We start from the raw sequence: 19,293 nt of genomic DNA on the forward strand, positions 1-19,293 counted from the left end.
AGCTCCTCATCCGCCTCGCGGGCGCCATTGTCTGCTTGAGCCCCTCTCCCGCGTGCGGGAGAGGGGTTGGGGAGAGGGCACTCCGCGGAGGTATCGCACCTGGACGGTGCGGGAAGCACGCTGCGCGCAGCCCCTCATCCGCCTTGCAGGCACCTTCTCCCGCCAACGGGAGAAGGGAACCGCCAAAGCCAAAAGCAAACCAAGCCCTGCGAACGCCGGTTGGTTTACGCCATGCCGGCTCCGACCGTGGCGCGCACCGGGATTCCAGTCGGGTCGAAGTCCTCCAGGCAGAATACGTTGATGCCGTAGAAATCCGGCGTCACCCGCTTGCGGTGGAACGGGTAGATGCCGCAGGTGGCGCAGAAGTAATGGTGCGCGGTGCGGGTATGGAACTGGTACTCGACCAGTTGTTCCTGCCCGGACAGCAGTTCGAACGCGGATTCGTGCACCTTGACCATCAGCGCGTTCCGGCGCCGGCAGATGGAGCAATCGCAGGTGGTCAGCTCGGGGAATTCGGTCTGGATGCGGAAGCTGACCGCACCGCAGTGGCAGCTGCCACGGTAGGTCTGCAGGGGGCGGTGGGGCATGCGGGGCTCCGTTTGGGTCATGCTGCGCGCCTAGGTGCCTGGCCGCGCGGGGCGGACCATACTGGCGCATCATCGGGCGTCATGGGAGAGGGGCGATGCGTGCATTCCTGAAAGGGCTGCTGGCCGTGGTGGTGGGGTTGGTCGTCGGCAGCGCGGTGAACATGGGGCTGATCCTGCTGGGCGCACGGGTGGTACCGGCGCCGGCGGGCGTGGATACCACCACCAGCGAAGGCCTGGCGGCGGCGATGCCGCTGCTGGGGCCGGCCCATTTCGTCTTTCCCTTCCTGGCCCACGCATTGGGCACGTTCGCCGGCGCGCTGCTTGCCACCTGGGTCGCCGGCCGCGTGAGCCGGGTGCCGGCGGCCGTGATCGGCGTGCTGTTCCTGGCCGGTGGCATCGCCAGTTGCTTCATGCTGCCGGCGCCACGCTGGTTCGAGGTGCTGGACGTGGTGCTGGCCTACCTGCCATTCGCATGGCTGGGCTATCGCTTGGGACGACGACCGGTCTAGTCCGTCAGGCGTGGCTCACGCGTGGGTGCGCGCGATGTTGCCGCGGTTGTCGCGCAGTTCGCGTATCCACCACTGGTGCGGCGTGGCATCGCTGATGAAACGCAGGTGGGTGGCCATCGCCAGCAGGGCGCCGTCATCCGGGTCGAGCTGCTTCCAGGCGTAGCCCAGCAGGTCCGGGGCCTGTTCGGTGAACTCGAACCCATCATGGTCGAACAGGAAGACCTTCCCGGCATCGGCGCCGTGGGTGGGTATCAGCAGGTAGTTGCCGGTGCGGGGTTCCTCGCCGACCACCAGCGCATCATCGGCCCATTCCGGCAGGTACTCCTCGCGTTCGTCCTCGGCCATGTCCTCGGTCCAGCCATCGAACCCGGAACGCAGCAGCGCCCACTCCGACGGCGCGGCGAGCCGCACGGCAGCTTCACCGCTGTCCTCGTCGCCGTAGAACAACACACCGCCGAACTGCCGGTAGAAGTCACGCAGGCCCGCCAGGTCAGGGACGCCTTCGATGCCCAGCGCCGGGGCCAGCTGATGGCGGAAGTCGATGGTGCGGGTGATGTTGGCATCGTCCAGTGCTTCACACAGGAACGTACCGTTGTGCGCGTCGATGGCGTGGTACAGGGCCTGGAGGGGGGGCATGGCTGTCCTTGGCGGTGTGGATAGGGCGCCGGTGGCTCAGGCGCGGTGGGACTTGGCGTAGCTGTCGCGTTCGATCTCGACCAGTTGCACGCTGGTCTGCAGGGCATTGCCATTGGCCGGCACGGCCGCTTCCAGCGCTGCCAGCAAGGCCTGGGCGATCTCCTGGCGAACCTGCAGCGAGCGCCCCGAGAGCAGGGACAGCGTTGCCGCCAGGAAGGCGCGGGGCGCGTCGTCGGTGCCGATCGCCACGCAATTGAACGCCAGCGCACGGGTCTTGATGTCGGCCTCGTCGAAATGGCCGGTGGCGACCAGGGCGTGGTTCAAGCCGCGCAGCACGGCCGGGCTGATCGCGGTGCCGAGGTTGTCGCTGTATTCAAGGGTGAGATGTGGCATTCAGGGCCTGGACGGGGCGGCGTGGAAGGAAGGCCTGCAGTATCGCCTGCGGCAGCCGGATCAATGCGCCGATGACGGCGTTGCCGGGGCAGGGTCGGTGGCGCGCGCCGCGTGATCCAGTGCACGGACAAGGCGCTCGACCTGGGCATGTTCGTAGTGGATATGCGGCGGCGTGCCGGCGTTGGGCGCGGCGGCATCGGCGCGGCGCAGCACTGCCTGCAGCCCGCTGTTGGCCCCATAGCGGGGGGCGTCGATCTCCAGCGTGCGTGCCTCCGGCATGCCGTACAGGGCGTGATGGAGCTTGATTGCATCGAGCAGGGTCAATGCCGGGCCGGGGTGCATGCCGTCTTCCGCATACCAGGGCAGGTCCGGCTGGTGCCGCGAGAGGTCGGCCAGGGTCTGCGAGATCTCGACGTATTCCGCACCGGCCTGGCGCGCGGCCGCGGCTTCCTTTTCCACCAGCGCGGCCGAGGCCTGCGCATTGGCCTGGTAGGTGCCCAGCACCAGCACGCGTGCCTGCACGGCGCGGGCGGCCTCGGCCAGTCCCTGCAGCGCATGCTGCGACTGCTCGCACCGTTGCCGCCCGCCCAGGCAGAGCAGGTCGCCGCCGCGTTCCTGCAGCACCAGCACCTGCGGTCGTCGTCCGGCCAGCGCTGTCTGCACGCTGCCATCGGCCAGCCGCTCGCTGAGCGTGGCGCCGCCCTCAAGGATCATCTCGGCCTCGACCGCATGGCCGTTGGCCTGGGCCAGCGCGGCGAAGGTCGCCGGCAGGTTGCCGTAGTAGGTGAGGCTGTTGCCCACGAACAGGATGCGCTGGGGCGGCGCGGGTGGCGCGGCGCAGGCCGGGGTGACGGCGGACAACCAGAGCGCGGCCAACAGGATCCATCTGCGCATTGCGTGCTTCCCTTCAGGAGACCAGGCCGCTGTGACCTGGCTTACCAGTCGATGGTTCCCTGGATGACGGTCTGCACCTGGCCACCGGACCAGACCTCGCCGTGTTCGTCGATGCTCAGCTCCAGCAATGCGTCGTGGCCGACCTCGCGCCCCTGGCTGGCGGTGTAGCGCTTGCCGCTGCCGGGCAGGGCGCCGCGCTCGTCCAGCCATGCCGCGAGCACGGCGTTGGCCGCGCCGGAGGCGGCATCCTCGAAACGTCGACCGTTGCCGACGAAGGCGCGCACGACCAGCTGGTAGCCCTCGCCACTGCTGCGGGCGTAGGCGAACACGCCCATTGCGCCGGTGGCTTCGGCCAGCGTGGCGATCGCCTCCCAGTCCGGTGCAAGGCCGCGCAGGCTGGCTTCGTCAGCCACCTCGACCACCCACCAGCGGCGGCCGCCCTCCATCAGCGCCGGCGGCAGTTCGCCCAGCGGCCAGCCATGGATCGCCGGTTGCAGGCGCGCGTCATCGGCGGTGACCACTTCGGCCACCGAGGCACGCGGGGTGCGGATGGCGATGGTGCGCACGCCGTCCTGCGTGTGGATGCGCAGCGGCAACGGGCCGGCGATGCCGTCCTGGATCAGCTGGCCATCGACCGGCGTGGCCAGCCCGGCTTCCAGCACCGCATGCGCGCTGCCGACGCTGGGGTGGCCGGCGAACGGCACTTCCTTCTGCGGCGCGAACATGCGGATGCGGTAACTGGCGCCGGGAACGGTCGGCGCGCTGATGAAGGTGGTCTCGGGCAAGCGGGTCCAGCGGGCGATGGCCTGCATGGCGGCATCGTCCAGGCCGTCGGCGTCGAGCACGACCGCCAGCGGGTTGCCGGTGCCGGGACGGGGTGCGAAGACATCAAGTTGCAGGAAGCGACGGGTGGTCATGGGCAATCCGTGGAGAAGCAATGCGGTAGACAGCCCCTCTCCCGCGTGGCGGGAGCGGGGTGGGGGAGAGGGGACGACATCACCACTCGATCTGGCCGGAGATCACCGGCTGCACCTCACCGCCGATCCAGATCTGGGAATCGATATCCACCTGCACCCGCACTTCGCCGTTACGGCCCAGTTCGCGTCCCTGGCTGGCCAGGTACTGGTCGCCGGGCTTGATCCGGCCCTGCGCGAGCAGGTGCGCGGCGACCAGCGCGTTGGCGCTGCCGGTCACCGGGTCCTCGTTGACGCCCACGCCGGGCGCGAAGGCGCGCACGACGTACTGGTAGCCCACGTCCGGGCGGTCGGCCGGGGCAAACACGGCCAGCTTGCCGCGCCCGGGCAGGGCGCCGATGGCCGCCAGCTCCGGGGTGTAGCGGCGCAACGCGGCCTCGCTGGAGGCTTGCAGCAGCCACCAGTCCGGCCCGTTGTTCCACAACACCGGGCTCTGGCCAGGATGGGCCAGGGTGGCCAGGCCATCGGGCAGGACCGGGACGGGCTGCTCGCGGCGCTCGGCCTGCGGGCTGCGGACCTTGATCTGGCGGAACCAGCGCCCGCCCTGCACGTGGACCGGCAGCATTCCGGCGGCGCACTGCTGCACCAGCCGGCCGTCCTCGTCCGGCGTGGCCAGGCCCAGTTCGACCGCCGCCCACGCCGCGCCCACGCTGGGATGGCCGGCGAAGGGCAACTCGCCCTTCGGGGTGAAGATGCGGACGTGGTAACTGGCGCCCTCGTCCGGCGGCAGGAAGAAGATGGTCTCGGAGAGGTTCAGCCAGGCGGCGATGGCCTGCATGCCCTGGCTGTCCAGGCCGTCGCTGTCGACGATCACGCCCAACGCGTTGCCGGCGCCGGGACGGGCGGAAAACACATCCAGCTGCAGATAACGGCGTACGGCCATCGCGGGGGACACTCCAGGAAGGGGGCCGGTCAGCTTACCAGTGCAGGTTTGCCTGGATCACCCGCTGGACCTGGCCGCCGATCCAGATCTCGCCCTGCGCCTCCACGCGGAGCTGCACCTGACCGTCGCGGCCGACTTCGCGGCCCTGGCTGGCGACATAGCAGCCATCGGTGCCCGGCAGTTGGGCGCGCTCCCGCAACCACGCCGCGATCAGGGCATTGGCGCTTCCAGTGACCGGATCCTCGGGGACGTCAGGCGCATCGGCAGGGCAGAACGCGCGCACCACCAGCGCATGCGTCGGGCAGGGCTCGGGGGCGAACAGGGCCACGCCGGTGGCAGCGGTAGCGATGCTCCAGTCGCGCAGCGCGGCCATGTCCGCGACCAGCGCACGCAGGCTGGCGGCGTCGCGCGCCGGCAGCAGCCACCAGCGCGGGCCGTTGTCCCACAGCTCCGGCGGCTGGCCGGCGGCGGCCAGTGCACGCAGTTGCGCGGGGACCGCCCCGGGGGGATCCGGCAGCCGCCGCGGTGGCGGGCTGGCCAGTTCGATCAGCGGTGCCTGCGGCGGGCCGGACACCCGTACCGGCAGCCGGCCGGCGGCGCATTGCTGGACCAGCAGGCCGTTGCGCGGGCGCACCCGCCCGCAGGTCAGCGCTGCCCATGCCGCCCCCACGCTGGGGTGGCCGGCGAACGGCAGCTCGCAGCATGGGGTGAAGATACGGACGCGGTAACTGGCCTCGTCATCCGAGGGCAGCAGGAAGACCGTCTCGGACAGGTTCAGCCAGGCCGCGATGGCCTGCATGTCCTGGCTGTCCAACCCATCGCTGTCGAGAACGACGCCCAACGGGTTGCCGGCGCCGGGCCGGGCGGAGAACACATCCAACTGCAGATAGCGGCGAACGGTCATTGCGGTGTGGGGAACAGGGCAGGCTAGCTTAGGCAAGCCGCACGCAAATGTCGCACCACCAAATGTCGCAGCACGGGTAGGAGCGGCCTCGGCCGCGAAGCTGGCCAGGCATCCGTGTCCCGAATCGCGCAACCGGGGGATCCATCGGCTTCGCGCCCGAGGGCGCTCCTACGGGGTGGCTGTTCAGGTGGATGACCCGGATCGTTGCAAGTGCTACTTTCTTCGCCCCGGGAGGGGGCGGGCTGGAATGGTATCTCCCGAAATCAGCGGTCCGGCCCCATGGGCCTTGGCATAGAATCGGGGGTTCCGCCCGCATTGCCGGGTCTTTCTCCCACTGTGAACCTCCAAAGCCAATGTCCGCTTCCCCAATCGCTGATCGCTGGATCGTCCTCAAGTTCGGTGGCACCTCGGTGTCCCGTCGGCATCGTTGGAACACGATCGGGGAACTGGCGAAAAAACGTGCGGACGAGACCGGTGGGCGTGTTCTGGTGGTGGTGTCGGCGCTGTCCGGCGTCACCAATGAATTGACCGCCATCGCCGACGGCGCGGCCGACAGCCGTGAACGCGTGGCCGCGCTGGTCCAGCGGCACAACGACTTCCTCGCCGAGCTGGGGCTCGGCAGCGAGGTACTGGCCGAACGGCTGGCCGCGCTGCAGTCGCTGCTGGACGACCCGCGCGCCGCCACCCGTCCGCTGGACTGGCAGGCCGAGGTGCTGGGGCAGGGCGAACTGCTGTCCTCGAGCATCGGTGCCGCCTACCTGCGCAGCAACGGCCTGGATTTCGGCTGGATGGACGCCCGCCAGTGGCTGCATGCGCAGCCGCCGGCACCGAACCAGACGGCCTGGTCGCAGCGCCTGTCGGTGAACTGCCAGTGGCAGGGCGATGCCGACTTCAAGCCGCGCTTCTCCGCGCAGCCCACGCGCATGCTGATCACCCAGGGCTTCATCTCGCGCCATGGCGACGGTGGCACCGCCATCCTGGGCCGTGGTGGCTCGGATACCTCGGCCGCGTACTTCGGCGCGCTGCTCGGTGCCAGCCGCGTGGAAATCTGGACCGACGTGCCGGGCATGTTCAGCGCCAACCCGAAGGACGTGCCCGACGCTCGCCTGCTGACCCGGCTGGACTACTACGAGGCGCAGGAAATCGCCACCACCGGTGCCAAGGTGCTGCACCCGCGCTCGATCAAGCCGTGCCGTGACGCCGGCGTGCCGATGGCCATCCTCGACACCGAGCGCCCGCACATGCCGGGCACCAGCATCGACGGCAACGCCGAGCCGGTGCCGGGGGTGAAGGCGATCAGCCGCCGCAACGGCATCGTGCTGGTGTCGATGGAAGGCATCGGCATGTGGCAGCAGGTCGGCTTCCTGTCCGACGTGTTCAACCTGTTCAAGAAGCACGGCCTGTCGGTGGACCTGATCGGTTCGGCCGAGACCAACGTGACCGTGTCGCTGGACCCGTCCGAGAACCTGGTCAACACCGACGTGCTGGCCGCGTTGTCGGCCGACCTGTCGGAGATCTGCAAGGTCAAGGTGATCGTGCCGTGCGCGGCCATCACCCTGGTCGGCCGTGGCATGCGCTCGCTGCTGTACAAGCTCTCCGACGTGTGGGCCACGTTCGGCAAGGAGCGCGTGCACATGATCTCGCAGTCGTCCAACGACCTGAACCTGACCTTCGTCATCGACGAGGCCGACGCCGACGGGTTGCTGCCGATCCTGCACGACGAGCTGATCGGCAGCGGCGCGATGCCGGTCTACGAAGAGCAGGTGTTCGGTCCGCGCTGGCGGGAGATCATCGGCACCATCCGCCCCCGGCAGACGCCGTGGTGGCAGGCGCCGCAGCAGCGCCAGAAGCTGCTGGAGCTGGCCGCACAGGGCACGCCGGCCTACATCTACGACCTGGACAAGGTGCGCGAGCGCGCCCGCCAGTTGAACGCCATCAGCGCCATCGACCGCCGTTTCTACGCGATCAAGGCCAACTCGCACCCGGACATCCTGCGCACCCTGGCCGCCGAAGGGTTCGGCCTGGAATGCGTGTCGCAAGGGGAAGTGGAGCTGGTGTTCGCGGCGGTGCCGGACCTGGCGCCGGAGCGCGTGCTGTTCACCCCGAGCTTCGCGCCGATCGGCGAGTACGCCGCGGTGCTGGCGCGCGGCGTCAATGTCACCATCGACAACGTCGAGCTGCTGCAGCACTGGCCGGAGGTATTCCGCGGCCGCAAGCTGTGGGTGCGCATCGACCTGGGCCATGGCGACGGCCACCACAAGAAGGTCAACACCGGCGGCAAGGATTCCAAGTTCGGCCTGTCGGCGCTGCGCGTGGACGAGTTCATCGCCGCCGCGCGCGCGCTGGATATCCGCATCACCGGCGTGCACGCGCACCTGGGCAGCGGCATCGAGAACGCCGGCCACTGGCAGCAGATGGTCGATGAAATGGCCGGTTTCGCGCGCCGCATCGGCAGCGTGGAGATCCTGGACATCGGCGGTGGCCTGCCGGTGCCGTACAGCGACGATGACGAGCCGTTCGACCTGGACGCCTGGGCCGCCGGCCTGGCCGCGATCAAGGCGGTGCACCCGGCGTTCCAGCTGGCGGTCGAGCCCGGCCGCTTCATGGTGGCCGAGTCCGGCGTACTGCTCACCCATGCCTCGCAGGTGGTGGAGAAGGACGGCGTGCGCCGCGTCGGCCTGGATGCCGGCATGAACGCCCTGCTGCGCCCGGCGCTGTACGACGCCTGGCACGACATCGCCAACCTGTCGCGGCTGGACGATGCGCGCGATGTTGATTTCAGCGTGGTCGGCCCGATCTGCGAATCCAGCGACGTGTTCGCGCAACGGGTGAAGCTGCCCGGCGCCACCGCGCCGGGGGACGTGATGCTGATCGCCGATGCCGGTGCCTATGGTTTCAGCATGGCCAGTACCTACAACCAGCGCGTCCTGCCGCGCGAAGGCGTGGTCAATGCCTGACGCCCACCTTTTTTTGTCGTCCCGCCGCGCGCCCGCGCGAAAACGGTTCGTTTGATTCGGATACGCCATGACAGCTTTTGATAAACACCAGGTTTCCCGTTTCCGCTTCGTCCGCTGCGATTTCGCCGCGGACACCGGCGTGGCGCGGCTGGTCTACGCCTTCGACGACGGCCCGGAGATGACCGAGACCGTCACCGTGCCGGGTGCGCCGTTCCAGCTGGAGGGTGAACGCGCCGCAGCCGTGCAGCGTGCCTTGCAGCTGCTGCACCTGATCGCCGGCGTGAGTTACTACAAGGCTGGCGTACCCGCGCAGGTCAGCATCGACAGCTATGCCATCGATACCGACACCGCCGCACTGGTGGAAACCGTCTACCTCAACGGCCTGGGGGAGTTCGCCTACCGCAATGGCCTGAACCTGCGCGGCAGGTTCAAGCTGCCAGTAGCTTCGCTCCCCTCTCCCGCCAGCGGGAGAGGGGCAGGGGGTGAGGGGGGGCCTGCTCCCAATCTCAACCTCACCCACCACGCCCTGGTCGCCATCGGCGGCGGCAAGGATTCGCTGGTCAGCATCGAAGCCCTGCGCAATGCCGGCGTGGCCGAAACCGTCACCTGGATCGGTGGCTCGCAGCTGATCCGCGCCTGTGCCGAACGCACCGGCCTGCCGATGCTCAACATCGGCCGCACGCTGGCCCCGGAGCTGTTCGAGCTCAATCGCCAGGGCGCGTGGAACGGGCATATCCCGGTCACCGCGGTGAACTCGGCGATCATGGTGCTGGCCGCGCTGGTACAGGGCGTGGACCAGGTGGTGTTCTCCAACGAGCGTTCGGCCAGCTACGGCAGCCAGATCGCCGGCACCGGCGAGGTCAACCACCAGTGGTCCAAGGGCTGGGCCTTCGAGAAGGCGTTCGGTGAGTACGTGCAGCAGCACGTGGCCGCCGACCTGCAGTACTACTCGCTGCTGCGCCCGCTCTCGGAACTGGCGGTGGCCCGCCAGTTCGCCAAGACCGATTTCTACGACGCACATTTCTCCAGCTGCAACCGCAATTTCCACATCCTCGGCGAGCGCCCGGTGAACCGCTGGTGCGGCGTGTGCCCGAAGTGTCACTTCGTGTTCCTGGCGCTGGCCCCGTTCATGCCCAAGACGCGCCTGGTGCGCATCTTCGGCCGCAACCTGCTCGATGACAGCGAGCAGGCCGGTGGCTACGACGCGCTGCTGGAGTTCCAGGACCACAAGCCGTTCGAATGCGTGGGCGAGGGCAAGGAATCGCGCGCGGCGATGGCCACCCTGGCCGCGCGTCCGGAATGGAAGGAAGACGTGTTGGTGAAGCGCTTCGCCAACCTGATCCAGCCGACGCTGTCGGCGGAAGAATTGAAGATCGAGCCGTTGCTGGTCATCGACGGCGAACACCGCATCCCGGCAGCACTGTGGGAGCGTCTGCGTGCGAATTTCGCAGCTTGACGGCAAGCGTGTCGCGCTGTGGGGCTGGGGGCGCGAGGGCCGTGCCGCGTTCGCGGTACTGCGCCAGCGCCTGCCACGGCTGCCGCTGACGCTGTTCTGCCCGCCGGCCGAGGCCGAGCAGGCGCGTGCCGAGACCGCTGGCGCGCTGCAGGTGGAAACCGACATCACGGGCGCGGCACTGTCGCGCTTCGAGGTGGTGATCAAGTCGCCGGGCATCAGCCCGTACGCGCCCGCGGCGCAGCAGGCCATCGCGCAGGGCACGCAGTTCATCGGCGGCACCTCGCTGTGGTTCAGCGAACACGCCGATGCCGACGGCAACCTGCCCAACACGGTGTGCGTGACCGGCACCAAGGGCAAGAGCACCACCACCTCGCTGCTGGCGCATCTGTTGCGCGCGGCGGGGCATCGCACCGGCCTGGTGGGCAACATCGGCTTGCCGCTGCTGGAAGTGCTGGACCCGCAGCCGACGCCGGACTACTGGGCGGTGGAGCTGTCCAGTTACCAGACCGGCGAAGTGGCGCGCAGTGGCGCGCGCCCGGACGTGGCGATCGTGCTGAACCTCTTTCCCGAGCACCTGGACTGGCACGGCAGTGAGCAGCGCTACATCGACGACAAGCTGTCGCTGGTGACTGGCGGGCATCCGCGTGTCGCGGTGCTCAACGCCGCCGACGAACACCTGCGCGCGCTGCAGCTGCCGCATAGCCAGATCGTGTGGTTCAACCAACCCGAGGGTTGGCACATGGTGGGCGAGGTGGTGCATCGCGGTGCGCAGCCAGTGTTCGATACCTCGAGTACACCGCTGCCTGGTCGGCACAACCGCGGCAACCTGTGCGCGGTGCTGGCCGCGCTGGAAGCGATGGGCCTGGATGCGGTGGCCTTGGCCCCGGCGGTGCAGGGCTTCCGTCCGCTGCCCAATCGTCTGCAGACGCTGGGCGAGCGCGACGGGTTGCGTTGGGTCAACGATTCGATCAGCACCACGCCGCATGCCTCGCTGGCCGCGCTGGACTGCTTTGCCGGGCAACGCATCGCGCTGCTGGTGGGCGGGCATGACCGCGGCGTGGACTGGCACGATTTCGCCGCGCACATGCGCGACGACGCGCCGGTGGAGATCGTGACCATGGGTGCCAACGGCCCGCGCATCCACGCCCTGCTGCAGCCCTTGGCCGATGAGGGCCGCTTCGGCCTGCATGCCGGCGGCGACCTGCCGCATGCGGTGGAACTGGCGCGTGGTGCACTGGGTACGCAGGGCGGGGTGGTGTTGCTGTCGCCGGGTGCACCGAGTTTTGGTGCCTACAAGGACTACGTGGCGCGTGGTCGTCATTTCGCTGAACTGGCCGGGTTTGATCCGGACCTGATCAGCGCGATTCCCGGATTGGGCGTGGGCTGAGCGGGGCGCTGGCTTCTTGGGCCAGAAGCTTCCCCTCACCCCCCCTCTCCCGCAGGCGGGAGAGGGGCCAGTGCGCTACGAGCCGCAGCAATCCGAGCCCCTCTCCCGTTCACGGGAGAGGGGTTGGGGTGAGGGCCGCGTTTGCCCGTAGACTCCGCGACACAACCCAACCCGGAGCACTCCCATGCAAGCAGCACGAAAGTGGCAGTTGGCAGCGTTGGCTTTGAGTCTTTCGGCGGCGATGCCGGCCTTGGCGAAAATGCAGCAGCGCCCGGTCGAATGGCAGCACGGCGGCGCCACCTACAGCGGGGTGCTGGTCTATGACGACGACGGTGATGCGCGCCGCCCGGGCGTGGTGATGGTGCCGAACTGGCGGGGCGTGAATGCCTCGGCCGTCGCCAAGGCCGAGCAGATCGCCGGCGACGACTACGTGGTGCTGGTCGCCGATGTCTATGGCAAGCAGGTGCGCCCGAAGGACAACGATGAAGCCGCCGCAGCCTCCAAGCCGCTGCGCGAGAACCGCGCCGAACTGCGTGCGCGTGCCCAGGCCGCGCTGGAGGCGCTGAAGGCACAGGCCGGCAAGGCACCGCTGGATGTCGCCCATATCGGTGCGGTGGGGTTCTGCTTCGGCGGTACCACGGTGCTGGAGATGGCGCGCGCGGGCATGCCGCTGGCCGGCGTGGTGAGCCTGCACGGCGGCTTGTCCACGCCGAGCCCGGCCGCTGCGGGCAGTGGCAAGGTGCCGATGCTGGTGCTCAATGGCGCGGCCGACCAGGGCGTCAGTGGCGAGGACATCGCTGCGTTCGGTACTGAAATGGACGGCGCCGGCGCGGACTGGCAGTTCGTCAACTTCAGCGGCGCGGTGCATTGCTTCGCCGAATCCGATGCCAACAGCCCGCCGGGCTGCCTGTATGACCCGCGCGCCGCCAAGCGTGCATGGAAGATGATGGACAACTTCCTGGAAGAACGCCTGGAGCATTGACCGCTTGGGCCGGGCTAGGCTCGGCAGGGGGTACCCGGCAAGGCTTCAGCGGGGCATGGCTCCGCTGAAGCGCGTGCGATCAGCGGGCCTGGCGGGCGGCGTCGATGGCACCGCTGATCGCCGCGCGGGCCTGCGGACTGTTGCGCCAGCAGCTGCTGCCCAGCATGGCCGAGGCCTGGGTCACGATGTCCATCGTCTCGGCGTCGGCCAGCTGTGCCAGCGAGTGGAAGCCCAATTGCTCCAGCCTTGCCACCACGGTGGCACCCACGCCCTTTACCGCCAGCAGCACGGCGCGCTCTTCGGCGCTGAAGCCTTCGACCGCCATGGCTTAGTGGCTGCGCTCGATGGCGTAGCGGGCCAGGCCGCGCAGGGCGGCGACGGCGTCGCTTTCCGGCAGGCCTTCCAGCGCCTGTTCGGCCGCGTCGGCATATTCCATCGCACGCTTGCGGCTGTAGTCCAGGCCGCCGGTGGCATGGATGGCGGCCAGCACTTCCGGCATGGCAGTGGCATCGCCGTTCTGCACGATCTCGCGCAGGCGCTGGCGGGTGGTTTCGTCCGAATGGGCCATGGCGTGGATCAGGGGCAACGTGGCCTTGCCCTCGGCCAGGTCGTCACCCAGGTTCTTGCCCAGCTCGTCGGCGTTGGCCGAGTAGTCCAGCACGTCGTCGGCGATCTGGAACGCATAGCCCAGGTGCATGCCGTAGTCGAACAGCTTCTGCTGCACCGCCTCGTCGGCACCGGTGGCCAGCGCACCCAGGCGGGTACCGGCGGCGAACAGCACGGCGGTCTTGCGCTCGATCACGCGCAGGTAGGCCGCCTCGTCGGTGTCCGGGTTGTGCACGTGCAGCAGCTGCAGCACCTCGCCCTCGGCGATGCGGTTGGTGGTGTCGGCCAGGATCTGCATCACCGGCATGCGGTCCAGCTCGACCATCAGCTGGAAGCTGCGCGAGTACAGGAAGTCACCGACCAACACGCTCGGCGCGTTGCCCCACAGCGCGTTGGCGGTGCTACGGCCCCGGCGCAGGTCCGATTCGTCGACCACGTCATCGTGCAGTAGGGTCGAGGTGTGGATGAACTCGATGATCGCCGCCAGCTGGTGGTGCTCCGGCCCGGCACCGCCGACCGCGTGGCCGGCCAGCATCACCAGCATCGGCCGCAGGCGCTTGCCGCCGGCGGAAATGATGTGGTCGGCGATCTGGTTGATCAGCACCACGTCCGAGGACAGGCGGCGGCGGATCAGCGCATCGACCGCGGCCATGTCCGGCGCGGCAAGGGTCTGGATGGCGGGCAGGCCCAGCGCGGGGCGGAGGTCTTCGGCGAGGCTCATACGGTTGCTTCTGGGGGTACCCGGCGATTATAGGCGGTGTGCGCCCCGGGAGGCCGGAAACGCTTCCGGCCCAGTGAATACGTATGCAAGCGACACCACCGGCAAAGTGGCGACGCTAAGCTGACCGGCATCTGTTTTCAGCCCCCAGCGGGGCTCCTGAAGCCCGGAGGGGGGCGCTCGATGTCGAAGACTCCATGGTGGCGCGGCGCCGTCATCTACCAGATCTATCCGCGCAGCTACCTGGATACCGATGGGGATGGCGTGGGCGACCTGCCGGGCATCATCGAGCGCCTGGACTACATCGCCTCGCTGGGCGTGGATGCGATCTGGGTCTCGCCGTTCTTCAAGTCGCCGATGGCCGATTTCGGCTACGACATCGCCGACCAGCGTGACGTCGACCCGTTGTTCGGCAACCTGGCCGACTTCGACCGCCTGCTGGCCAAGGCGCATGCGCTGGGCCTGAAGGTGATGATCGACCAGGTGTTCAGCCACACCTCGGTGGAGCACGCCTGGTTCAAGGAAAGCCGCGAGAGCCGCGACAACCCCAAGGCCGACTGGTACGTGTGGGCCGACGCGCGCGAGGACGGCACGCCGCCGAACAACTGGCTGTCGATCTTCGGCGGCGTGGCCTGGCGCTGGGAACCGCGCCGCCGCCAGTACTACCTGCACAACTTCCTGTCCTCGCAGCCGGACCTGGATTTCCATAATCCGGCGGTGCAGCAGGCGACGCTGGACTACGTGAAGTTCTGGCTGGACCGGGGCGTGGACGGGTTCCGCCTGGATTCCATCAACTTCTGCTTCCACGACGCGCAGCTGCGCGACAACCCGCCCAAGCCGGAAGACCAGCGCGTTGGCCGCGGCTTCAGCCCGGACAACCCATACGCCTTCCAGTACCACTACTACAACAACACCCGCCCGGAGAACATCGGCTTCCTGGAGCGCCTGCGCGCGTTGCTGGACCAGTACCCGGGCGCGGTGACGCTGGGCGAGATCTCCTCGGAGGATTCGCTGGCCACCACCGCCGAGTACACCGCGCCGGGCCGCCTGCACATGGGCTACAGCTTCGAGCTGCTGGTGGACGACTACAGCGTGGAGTACATCCGCAGCACCGTGGAAAAGCTGGAAGCGACCATGCGCGACGGCTGGCCGTGCTGGGCGGTGTCCAACCACGACGTGCAGCGCGCAGTGACGCGTTGGGGCGGCCACCCGGCCAATCCGCAGCTGGCCAGGATGCTGGTCGCGCTGGTGTGCTCGCTGCGTGGCTCGGTCTGCATCTACCAGGGCGAGGAACTGGGGCTGGGCGAGGCGGACGTGCCGTTCGAGGCGCTGCAGGACCCGTACGGCATCACCTTCTGGCCGAACTTCAAGGGCCGCGACGGGTGCCGCACACCGATGCCGTGGACGGACCAGGCCCTGGCCGGCTTCACCCGGGGCAAGCCGTGGCTGCCGATTCCGGCCGAGCATCGCGCGCTGTCAGTGCAGGCGCAGGAAGCGGACGGTGATTCGACACTGCATGCCTTCCGCAACTTCCTGCGCTGGCGCAAGGCGCATCCGGCGTTGGTGGAGGGGACGATCCGCTTCCTGGACAGCGCTGAGCCGGTGTTGTTGTTCGAACGTCAGGCGGGTGATGAGACCTTGCTGCTGGCGTTCAATCTGTCAGGGGATACGGTGCGGCATGCGCTGCCGGCCGGGGAGTGGCAGGCCTTGGCGCTGCCGGGTCCAGCGGCCGGTGCGCTGGAAGCTGGCGAACTGGTACTGGCTGGAAACGCGGTGTACTGCGCACGTCGCAGCTGAGTTCCCGTTTCTCTCTTTCATGCAGGCGGAGATGGCATCTCCGCCTTTTCTTTGGTCGTGGCTTCGGCTTTGGCTTGGCTTTTGCCGTGGCTGTGGCTGTGGCTTAAGCCCCTCTCCCGTTCACGGGAGAGGGGTTGGGGTGAGGGTGTTCTCGGCTGCAATCCAACGTTGAAGCCAAGCCAAAGCTCCCCCATCCGCCCTCCGGGCACCTTCCCCCGCAAGCGGGAGAAGGGAATGACAAAGGCCAATGCTGAATCGAAAGCCGAAGCCGAAGCCGAAGCCGAAGCCAAGGCCAAGGCCAAGGCCAAGGCCAGAGCAAAGCAAAGCAAAAGAAAAAGCAAAAGCAAAAGCAAAAGCAAAAGAAAAAGCAAAAGCAAGAGCCAAAGCCAAAGTGATTCCCACCTGTGGGGAGATCAGGACACAACTTCCCAGGTAGAGTTCGCCGCTGCTGCACCAGCACCAGTGCAGTGCCAGCAGGTTGCTCCTGGACAGCACTCCCGCCAGGCCGAAAACACTTCCCCGGTACCCCATCACGGCATCCCGGTAACCCGCCACGACATCATTGCCACCAACGCAGAAGGCCCGCTGCACACGCAGCGGGCCTTGACTGTGTTTCCGGCAAGAACGGCTTAGAACTTGTAGTTCACGCCGACCTGGTAGGTGCGGCCCCATTCCACGGTTTCCAGCGGACGGTCCTTGCTGCCGGCGTAGGTCTCGTACTTGGAGTTGGTCAGGTTGCTGGCCTGCAGGAACAGGCTCAGGCCCTTGAACATCGTGCCGTCGCCGAAGCTGTAGCCCACCTGCGCGTCCAGCACGTCCTCGCCCTTGACGTAACGCAGGGTGCGGTTGCCGTTGAAGTTGCCGATCTCACCGATGAAGTCCGAGCGCTTGCGCTGGTTCAGGCGTACTTCGAAGCCACTGTTCTCGTAGTAGGCGGTGAAGTTGTACACGCGTTTGGACAGGCCCGGCAGCATGATCGGCTCGGAGCCGACGCTGGAGGTGGTGCCCGGGTCCGGCGGGATGGTGATGTTGCTGTCGTTGAAGCTGGCGCTGGCGACCACGCCGAAGCCGCGCAGGCCTTCGAAGAACAGGTCCAGCGGCAGCGAAGCGGTCAGCTCGGCGCCGCGCAGGCTGCCACCGTTGCCGTTGAACGGCGCGGTGTAGGTGCCAGTCTTGTCGACCACGATGCCCGGCGGCAGGGTGATGGCGTTGGCTTCCAGCCAGGCATCGACCTGCTGGGTGAAGTCATAGCCGTCGCGCTTCTCGGTGTAGATATAGGTCTTCAGGTCCTTGAAGAACACCGCGGCAGCCACGTAGGCCTTGTTGCCGAAGTACTTTTCCCAGGACAGGTCGACCGCGTTGGCCACCCACGGGTCCAGGTTCGGGTTGCCACCGCTGGCGCCGGGCTTGCCCTGGTTGGTGTCCACACCGAATTCCATCGACGCGCGCAGCTCATCCACGCGCGGGCGTGCGACCTGGCGGGCCAGGGCGAAGCGCACGGTGTTCTCGGCCGGCAGTTCAAAGGCCAGGTTCAGGCTCGGCAGGAAGTCGAGGTAGCTCTTGCCTTCGTTGATCGGGATGACCTGGCTGCCGACCGGCTGCCCGCCATCCCAGTAGTTCGAGCTGGAAGACTGGCGCACGTGCTGGGCCTGGATGCCGACGTTGCCGCGCACCGGGATCGAGCCGATCTGGGTGCTGATGTTGGCACGCAGGAAGGTGGTGGTGATCTCCTCGTCCACCGTCCACTGCTTCGGGATCAGGTAGCTCTCGGTGGTGGTCGGGTTGAACACCATGTAGCGTGCCACGGCGGCGGGCACGTTCCAGGCCGGGATGTAGCCGGCACCGGCAAAGCCCAGGTTGACCGGCTTGTACTGCAGGTCGCCGGCGATGCTGGTGATGCCCTGCGCGCCGAGGTTGATGTTGCCTTCGGCCTGGGTCTTGTTCTTGCTGCGGTCGGCGTAGTTCACGCCCACGTCGAAGTCGGAGAACCAGTTGAAGCCGTCCGGCACCGGGAAGGTCGCCATCAGCTTGACGCCCTTCAGCTCGTCGTCCACGTGCGGGGTCTTGCCGTAGCCCGAGCCATAGATGGTGTTGGTCAGGTACAGCTTGCTGTAGTCGGAGTAGTCCATGCCCGGGGTGAACTGCGGGAAGCTGCCGCCACCGAAGTTGAGCTTGACCGAATCCAGCTGTGGTGCCGGCAACAGCTGCAGGTTGTTCTCCAGGTTGATCTCGTCGCGCTCAGCCTTGGACCAGCTGACGTCGGCCACCACGCGCACGCGCTCGAAGTTGAACTCGTTGTTCCAGCCCAGTGCCTTGATGCTGTCTTCGCGGTGGTTGTACATGCCGCGCACCAGCGGGTAGACGTTGTGCGCGGTGCCGCTGACGAAGCTGCCGTTGTCGTTGACCACCACGTCGGTGACATCCAGCCGGCCGTAGCCGCCGTTGTAGTCGCCCAGGTGGATTTCCAGCTGGTTGGCGGTGTCGTACTCCTTGGCCTTGGTGTAGAAGGCGTCCAGCGTGCTCGTCCAGGTGTTGTTGGGACGGAACTGCAGGGTGGCCATCACGCCGTCGCGCTTGGAGTGGCCGGTGCGGCGCAGTGCCTTGATGCCGTCGGAATAGTAGGTGCCGGCGGCGACGCCCGGGCGCCAGTCATCGCCCCCCAGTGCCTGCCACGGCTCGTACAGGCCGACCTGGTTCTCCTGCTTGGACATCTCCGAGTGGGAGTAACCGATCGCCAGGCCGATGGTGTCGTCGGCGAACTTGTCGACGAAGCTGGCATTGATGCGGTTGCCATACGGGTCTTCGCCGGCGGCTTCGCCCAGCGAGTTCTTCTGGTAGCGGCCGCTGATGGCGATCACGCGGTCACCGTAGCTGAGCGGGCGCACGGTCTGCATGTCCAGCGTGCCGGAAAGGCCTTGGCCGACCAGGCCCGAGTCCGGGGTCTTGTAGACGGTGACGCCGCTGATCAGTTCCGACGGGTACTGGTCGAACTCGACGCTGCGGTTGTCGCCGGTGCTGACCATCTCGCGCCCGTTGAGCAGCGTGGTGGCGAAGTCGGGCGACAGGCCGCGCACGCTGATGACCTGGGCGCGGCCGGCGACGCGCTGGGCGGCCAGGCCGGGCAGGCGGGCGATCGATTCGGCGATGCTCACGTCCGGCAGCTTGCCGATGTCCTCGGCCGAGATGGCTTCCACGATCGAGGTGGAATCACGCTTGACCGAGATGGCGCTCTCGATGCCGCGGCGGATGCCGGTGACGGTGACCGTGTCCAGGTCGGTGGCGTCGGCCTTCTTGGCGGTTTCGTCGGCGGTTTGCGCCTGGACGCCGGTGGCGGTCAGTGCGATGGCGGACGCGAGCGCCGCGCTCAACAGGTTGCGCTTGGTGTTCAACATTCTCCCCTCCCAGGTAATGTCGTCGGATTGTTTTTTTCTGCATGCCGGAGTGGTCTCCGTGCACGTGTCGGCGGTGCGATGGGGCTGCCTGCGACATGTCTCGCATGGTAATCAGCGGGCAACGTCGCGGAATCGCCCTGCATACGTATTCAATGGGTTTTGCGGTGGTGGAATGGCGGTGAAAACGCTTCCGGCAGGCGAGCGATGCCCGCAGGCGC

17 protein-coding genes are annotated in these 19,293 nt (G+C 67.8%); 7 read left to right on the top strand and 10 right to left on the bottom strand.

Going from position 1 to position 19,293, the window contains the following annotated elements:
* Positions 1-224 precede the first annotated feature (224 nt).
* Positions 225-587: a GFA family protein gene (locus tag VA603_RS08120; RefSeq protein WP_323438473.1), complete on the bottom strand. Its 363-nt coding sequence runs from the start codon at positions 585-587 to the stop codon at positions 225-227.
* 95 nt (positions 588-682) lie between these two features.
* Between VA603_RS08120 and VA603_RS08125 the strand changes: the two genes are divergently transcribed.
* Positions 683-1,096, top strand: a complete 414-nt coding sequence (locus VA603_RS08125) for a hypothetical protein (RefSeq protein ID WP_323438474.1) — start codon at positions 683-685, stop codon at positions 1,094-1,096.
* 15 nt (positions 1,097-1,111) lie between these two features.
* Here the strand turns inward: VA603_RS08125 and VA603_RS08130 are convergent, their stop codons facing one another.
* The 6 genes from VA603_RS08130 to VA603_RS08155 form a co-directional block, all read right to left on the bottom strand.
* Complete coding sequence (locus VA603_RS08130) at positions 1,112-1,732, bottom strand: hypothetical protein (RefSeq protein WP_323438475.1); 621 nt, start codon at positions 1,730-1,732, stop codon at positions 1,112-1,114.
* A 36-nt stretch (positions 1,733-1,768) separates the two neighbouring features.
* On the bottom strand, positions 1,769-2,125 hold the full coding sequence (locus tag VA603_RS08135; RefSeq protein ID WP_323438476.1) for a 5-carboxymethyl-2-hydroxymuconate Delta-isomerase: 357 nt from the start codon (positions 2,123-2,125) through the stop codon (positions 1,769-1,771).
* Positions 2,126-2,185: 60 nt separating this feature from the next.
* The gene (locus tag VA603_RS08140; RefSeq protein WP_323438477.1) at positions 2,186-3,019 is read right to left on the bottom strand and encodes an SGNH/GDSL hydrolase family protein; all 834 of its coding nucleotides are present in this window, start codon (positions 3,017-3,019) and stop codon (positions 2,186-2,188) included.
* Positions 3,020-3,060: 41 nt separating this feature from the next.
* The gene (locus VA603_RS08145) at positions 3,061-3,936 is read right to left on the bottom strand and encodes a PhzF family phenazine biosynthesis protein (RefSeq protein WP_323438478.1); all 876 of its coding nucleotides are present in this window, start codon (positions 3,934-3,936) and stop codon (positions 3,061-3,063) included.
* 79 nt (positions 3,937-4,015) lie between these two features.
* Complete coding sequence (locus tag VA603_RS08150) at positions 4,016-4,876, bottom strand: PhzF family phenazine biosynthesis protein (RefSeq protein WP_323438479.1); 861 nt, start codon at positions 4,874-4,876, stop codon at positions 4,016-4,018.
* A gap of 34 nt (positions 4,877-4,910) precedes the next feature.
* Positions 4,911-5,780 carry a PhzF family phenazine biosynthesis protein gene (locus tag VA603_RS08155; RefSeq protein ID WP_323438480.1) on the bottom strand — a complete coding sequence of 290 codons (870 nt, stop codon included), beginning with the start codon at positions 5,778-5,780 and terminating at the stop codon, positions 4,911-4,913.
* Between the two features lie 353 nt (positions 5,781-6,133).
* Between VA603_RS08155 and VA603_RS08160 the strand changes: the two genes are divergently transcribed.
* The 4 genes from VA603_RS08160 to VA603_RS08175 all read left to right on the top strand — a co-directional run bounded on the left by VA603_RS08160 (position 6,134) and on the right by VA603_RS08175 (position 12,562).
* Positions 6,134-8,737: a bifunctional aspartate kinase/diaminopimelate decarboxylase gene (locus tag VA603_RS08160; RefSeq protein ID WP_323438481.1), complete on the top strand. Its 2,604-nt coding sequence runs from the start codon at positions 6,134-6,136 to the stop codon at positions 8,735-8,737.
* Between the two features lie 67 nt (positions 8,738-8,804).
* Positions 8,805-10,193 (top strand): UDP-N-acetyl-alpha-D-muramoyl-L-alanyl-L-glutamate epimerase, encoded by a 1,389-nt coding sequence (murL, locus tag VA603_RS08165; protein WP_323438482.1) that lies wholly within the window; start codon positions 8,805-8,807, stop codon positions 10,191-10,193.
* Entirely contained in the window at positions 10,174-11,580 is a 1,407-nt protein-coding gene (gene murD, locus VA603_RS08170) for a UDP-N-acetylmuramoyl-L-alanine--D-glutamate ligase (protein ID WP_323438483.1), read from the top strand. Before murL ends, murD begins: the two co-directional genes overlap by 20 nt.
* A gap of 184 nt (positions 11,581-11,764) precedes the next feature.
* Entirely contained in the window at positions 11,765-12,562 is a 798-nt protein-coding gene (locus tag VA603_RS08175; protein WP_323438484.1) for a dienelactone hydrolase family protein, read from the top strand.
* A 79-nt stretch (positions 12,563-12,641) separates the two neighbouring features.
* Here the strand turns inward: VA603_RS08175 and VA603_RS08180 are convergent, their stop codons facing one another.
* On the bottom strand, positions 12,642-12,887 hold the full coding sequence (locus VA603_RS08180) for a helix-hairpin-helix domain-containing protein (RefSeq protein WP_323438485.1): 246 nt from the start codon (positions 12,885-12,887) through the stop codon (positions 12,642-12,644).
* 3 nt (positions 12,888-12,890) lie between these two features.
* On the bottom strand, positions 12,891-13,889 hold the full coding sequence (locus VA603_RS08185) for a polyprenyl synthetase family protein (protein ID WP_313253788.1): 999 nt from the start codon (positions 13,887-13,889) through the stop codon (positions 12,891-12,893).
* 180 nt (positions 13,890-14,069) lie between these two features.
* On the opposite strand from VA603_RS08185, the gene VA603_RS08190 reads away from it, so the two are divergent.
* Positions 14,070-15,683: an alpha-glucosidase gene (locus VA603_RS08190; RefSeq protein WP_323438486.1), complete on the top strand. Its 1,614-nt coding sequence runs from the start codon at positions 14,070-14,072 to the stop codon at positions 15,681-15,683.
* Positions 15,684-15,917: 234 nt separating this feature from the next.
* Positions 15,918-16,316 (top strand): hypothetical protein, encoded by a 399-nt coding sequence (locus VA603_RS08195; RefSeq protein ID WP_323438487.1) that lies wholly within the window; start codon positions 15,918-15,920, stop codon positions 16,314-16,316.
* Here the strand turns inward: VA603_RS08195 and VA603_RS08200 are convergent.
* Positions 16,313-19,075 (bottom strand): TonB-dependent receptor, encoded by a 2,763-nt coding sequence (locus VA603_RS08200; RefSeq protein ID WP_323438488.1) that lies wholly within the window; start codon positions 19,073-19,075, stop codon positions 16,313-16,315. The genes VA603_RS08195 and VA603_RS08200 overlap by 4 nt on opposite strands.
* Positions 19,076-19,293 lie beyond the last annotated feature (218 nt).

The sequence above is a fragment of the Stenotrophomonas capsici genome, from assembly GCF_034961085.1.
Classification (GTDB): Bacteria; Pseudomonadota; Gammaproteobacteria; order Xanthomonadales; family Xanthomonadaceae; genus Stenotrophomonas; species Stenotrophomonas capsici.

What these genes read in the sequence shown, in the direction of transcription:
- VA603_RS08120 (WP_323438473.1), bottom strand. Translation starts at nt 587, where the DNA reads ATGCCCCACCGCCCCCTGCAGACCTACCGTGGCAGCTGCCACTGCGGT.
- VA603_RS08125 (WP_323438474.1), top strand. Translation starts at nt 683, where the DNA reads ATGCGTGCATTCCTGAAAGGGCTGCTGGCCGTGGTGGTGGGGTTGGTC.
- VA603_RS08130 (WP_323438475.1), bottom strand. Translation starts at nt 1,732, where the DNA reads ATGCCCCCCCTCCAGGCCCTGTACCACGCCATCGACGCGCACAACGGT.
- VA603_RS08135 (WP_323438476.1), bottom strand. Translation starts at nt 2,125, where the DNA reads ATGCCACATCTCACCCTTGAATACAGCGACAACCTCGGCACCGCGATC.
- VA603_RS08140 (WP_323438477.1), bottom strand. Translation starts at nt 3,019, where the DNA reads ATGCGCAGATGGATCCTGTTGGCCGCGCTCTGGTTGTCCGCCGTCACC.
- VA603_RS08145 (WP_323438478.1), bottom strand. Translation starts at nt 3,936, where the DNA reads ATGACCACCCGTCGCTTCCTGCAACTTGATGTCTTCGCACCCCGTCCC.
- VA603_RS08150 (WP_323438479.1), bottom strand. Translation starts at nt 4,876, where the DNA reads ATGGCCGTACGCCGTTATCTGCAGCTGGATGTGTTTTCCGCCCGTCCC.
- VA603_RS08155 (WP_323438480.1), bottom strand. Translation starts at nt 5,780, where the DNA reads ATGACCGTTCGCCGCTATCTGCAGTTGGATGTGTTCTCCGCCCGGCCC.
- VA603_RS08160 (WP_323438481.1), top strand. Translation starts at nt 6,134, where the DNA reads ATGTCCGCTTCCCCAATCGCTGATCGCTGGATCGTCCTCAAGTTCGGT.
- murL (WP_323438482.1), top strand. Translation starts at nt 8,805, where the DNA reads ATGACAGCTTTTGATAAACACCAGGTTTCCCGTTTCCGCTTCGTCCGC.
- VA603_RS08175 (WP_323438484.1), top strand. Translation starts at nt 11,765, where the DNA reads ATGCAAGCAGCACGAAAGTGGCAGTTGGCAGCGTTGGCTTTGAGTCTT.
- VA603_RS08180 (WP_323438485.1), bottom strand. Translation starts at nt 12,887, where the DNA reads ATGGCGGTCGAAGGCTTCAGCGCCGAAGAGCGCGCCGTGCTGCTGGCG.
- VA603_RS08185 (WP_313253788.1), bottom strand. Translation starts at nt 13,889, where the DNA reads ATGAGCCTCGCCGAAGACCTCCGCCCCGCGCTGGGCCTGCCCGCCATC.
- VA603_RS08190 (WP_323438486.1), top strand. Translation starts at nt 14,070, where the DNA reads ATGTCGAAGACTCCATGGTGGCGCGGCGCCGTCATCTACCAGATCTAT.
- VA603_RS08195 (WP_323438487.1), top strand. Translation starts at nt 15,918, where the DNA reads ATGACAAAGGCCAATGCTGAATCGAAAGCCGAAGCCGAAGCCGAAGCC.
- VA603_RS08200 (WP_323438488.1), bottom strand. Translation starts at nt 19,075, where the DNA reads ATGTTGAACACCAAGCGCAACCTGTTGAGCGCGGCGCTCGCGTCCGCC.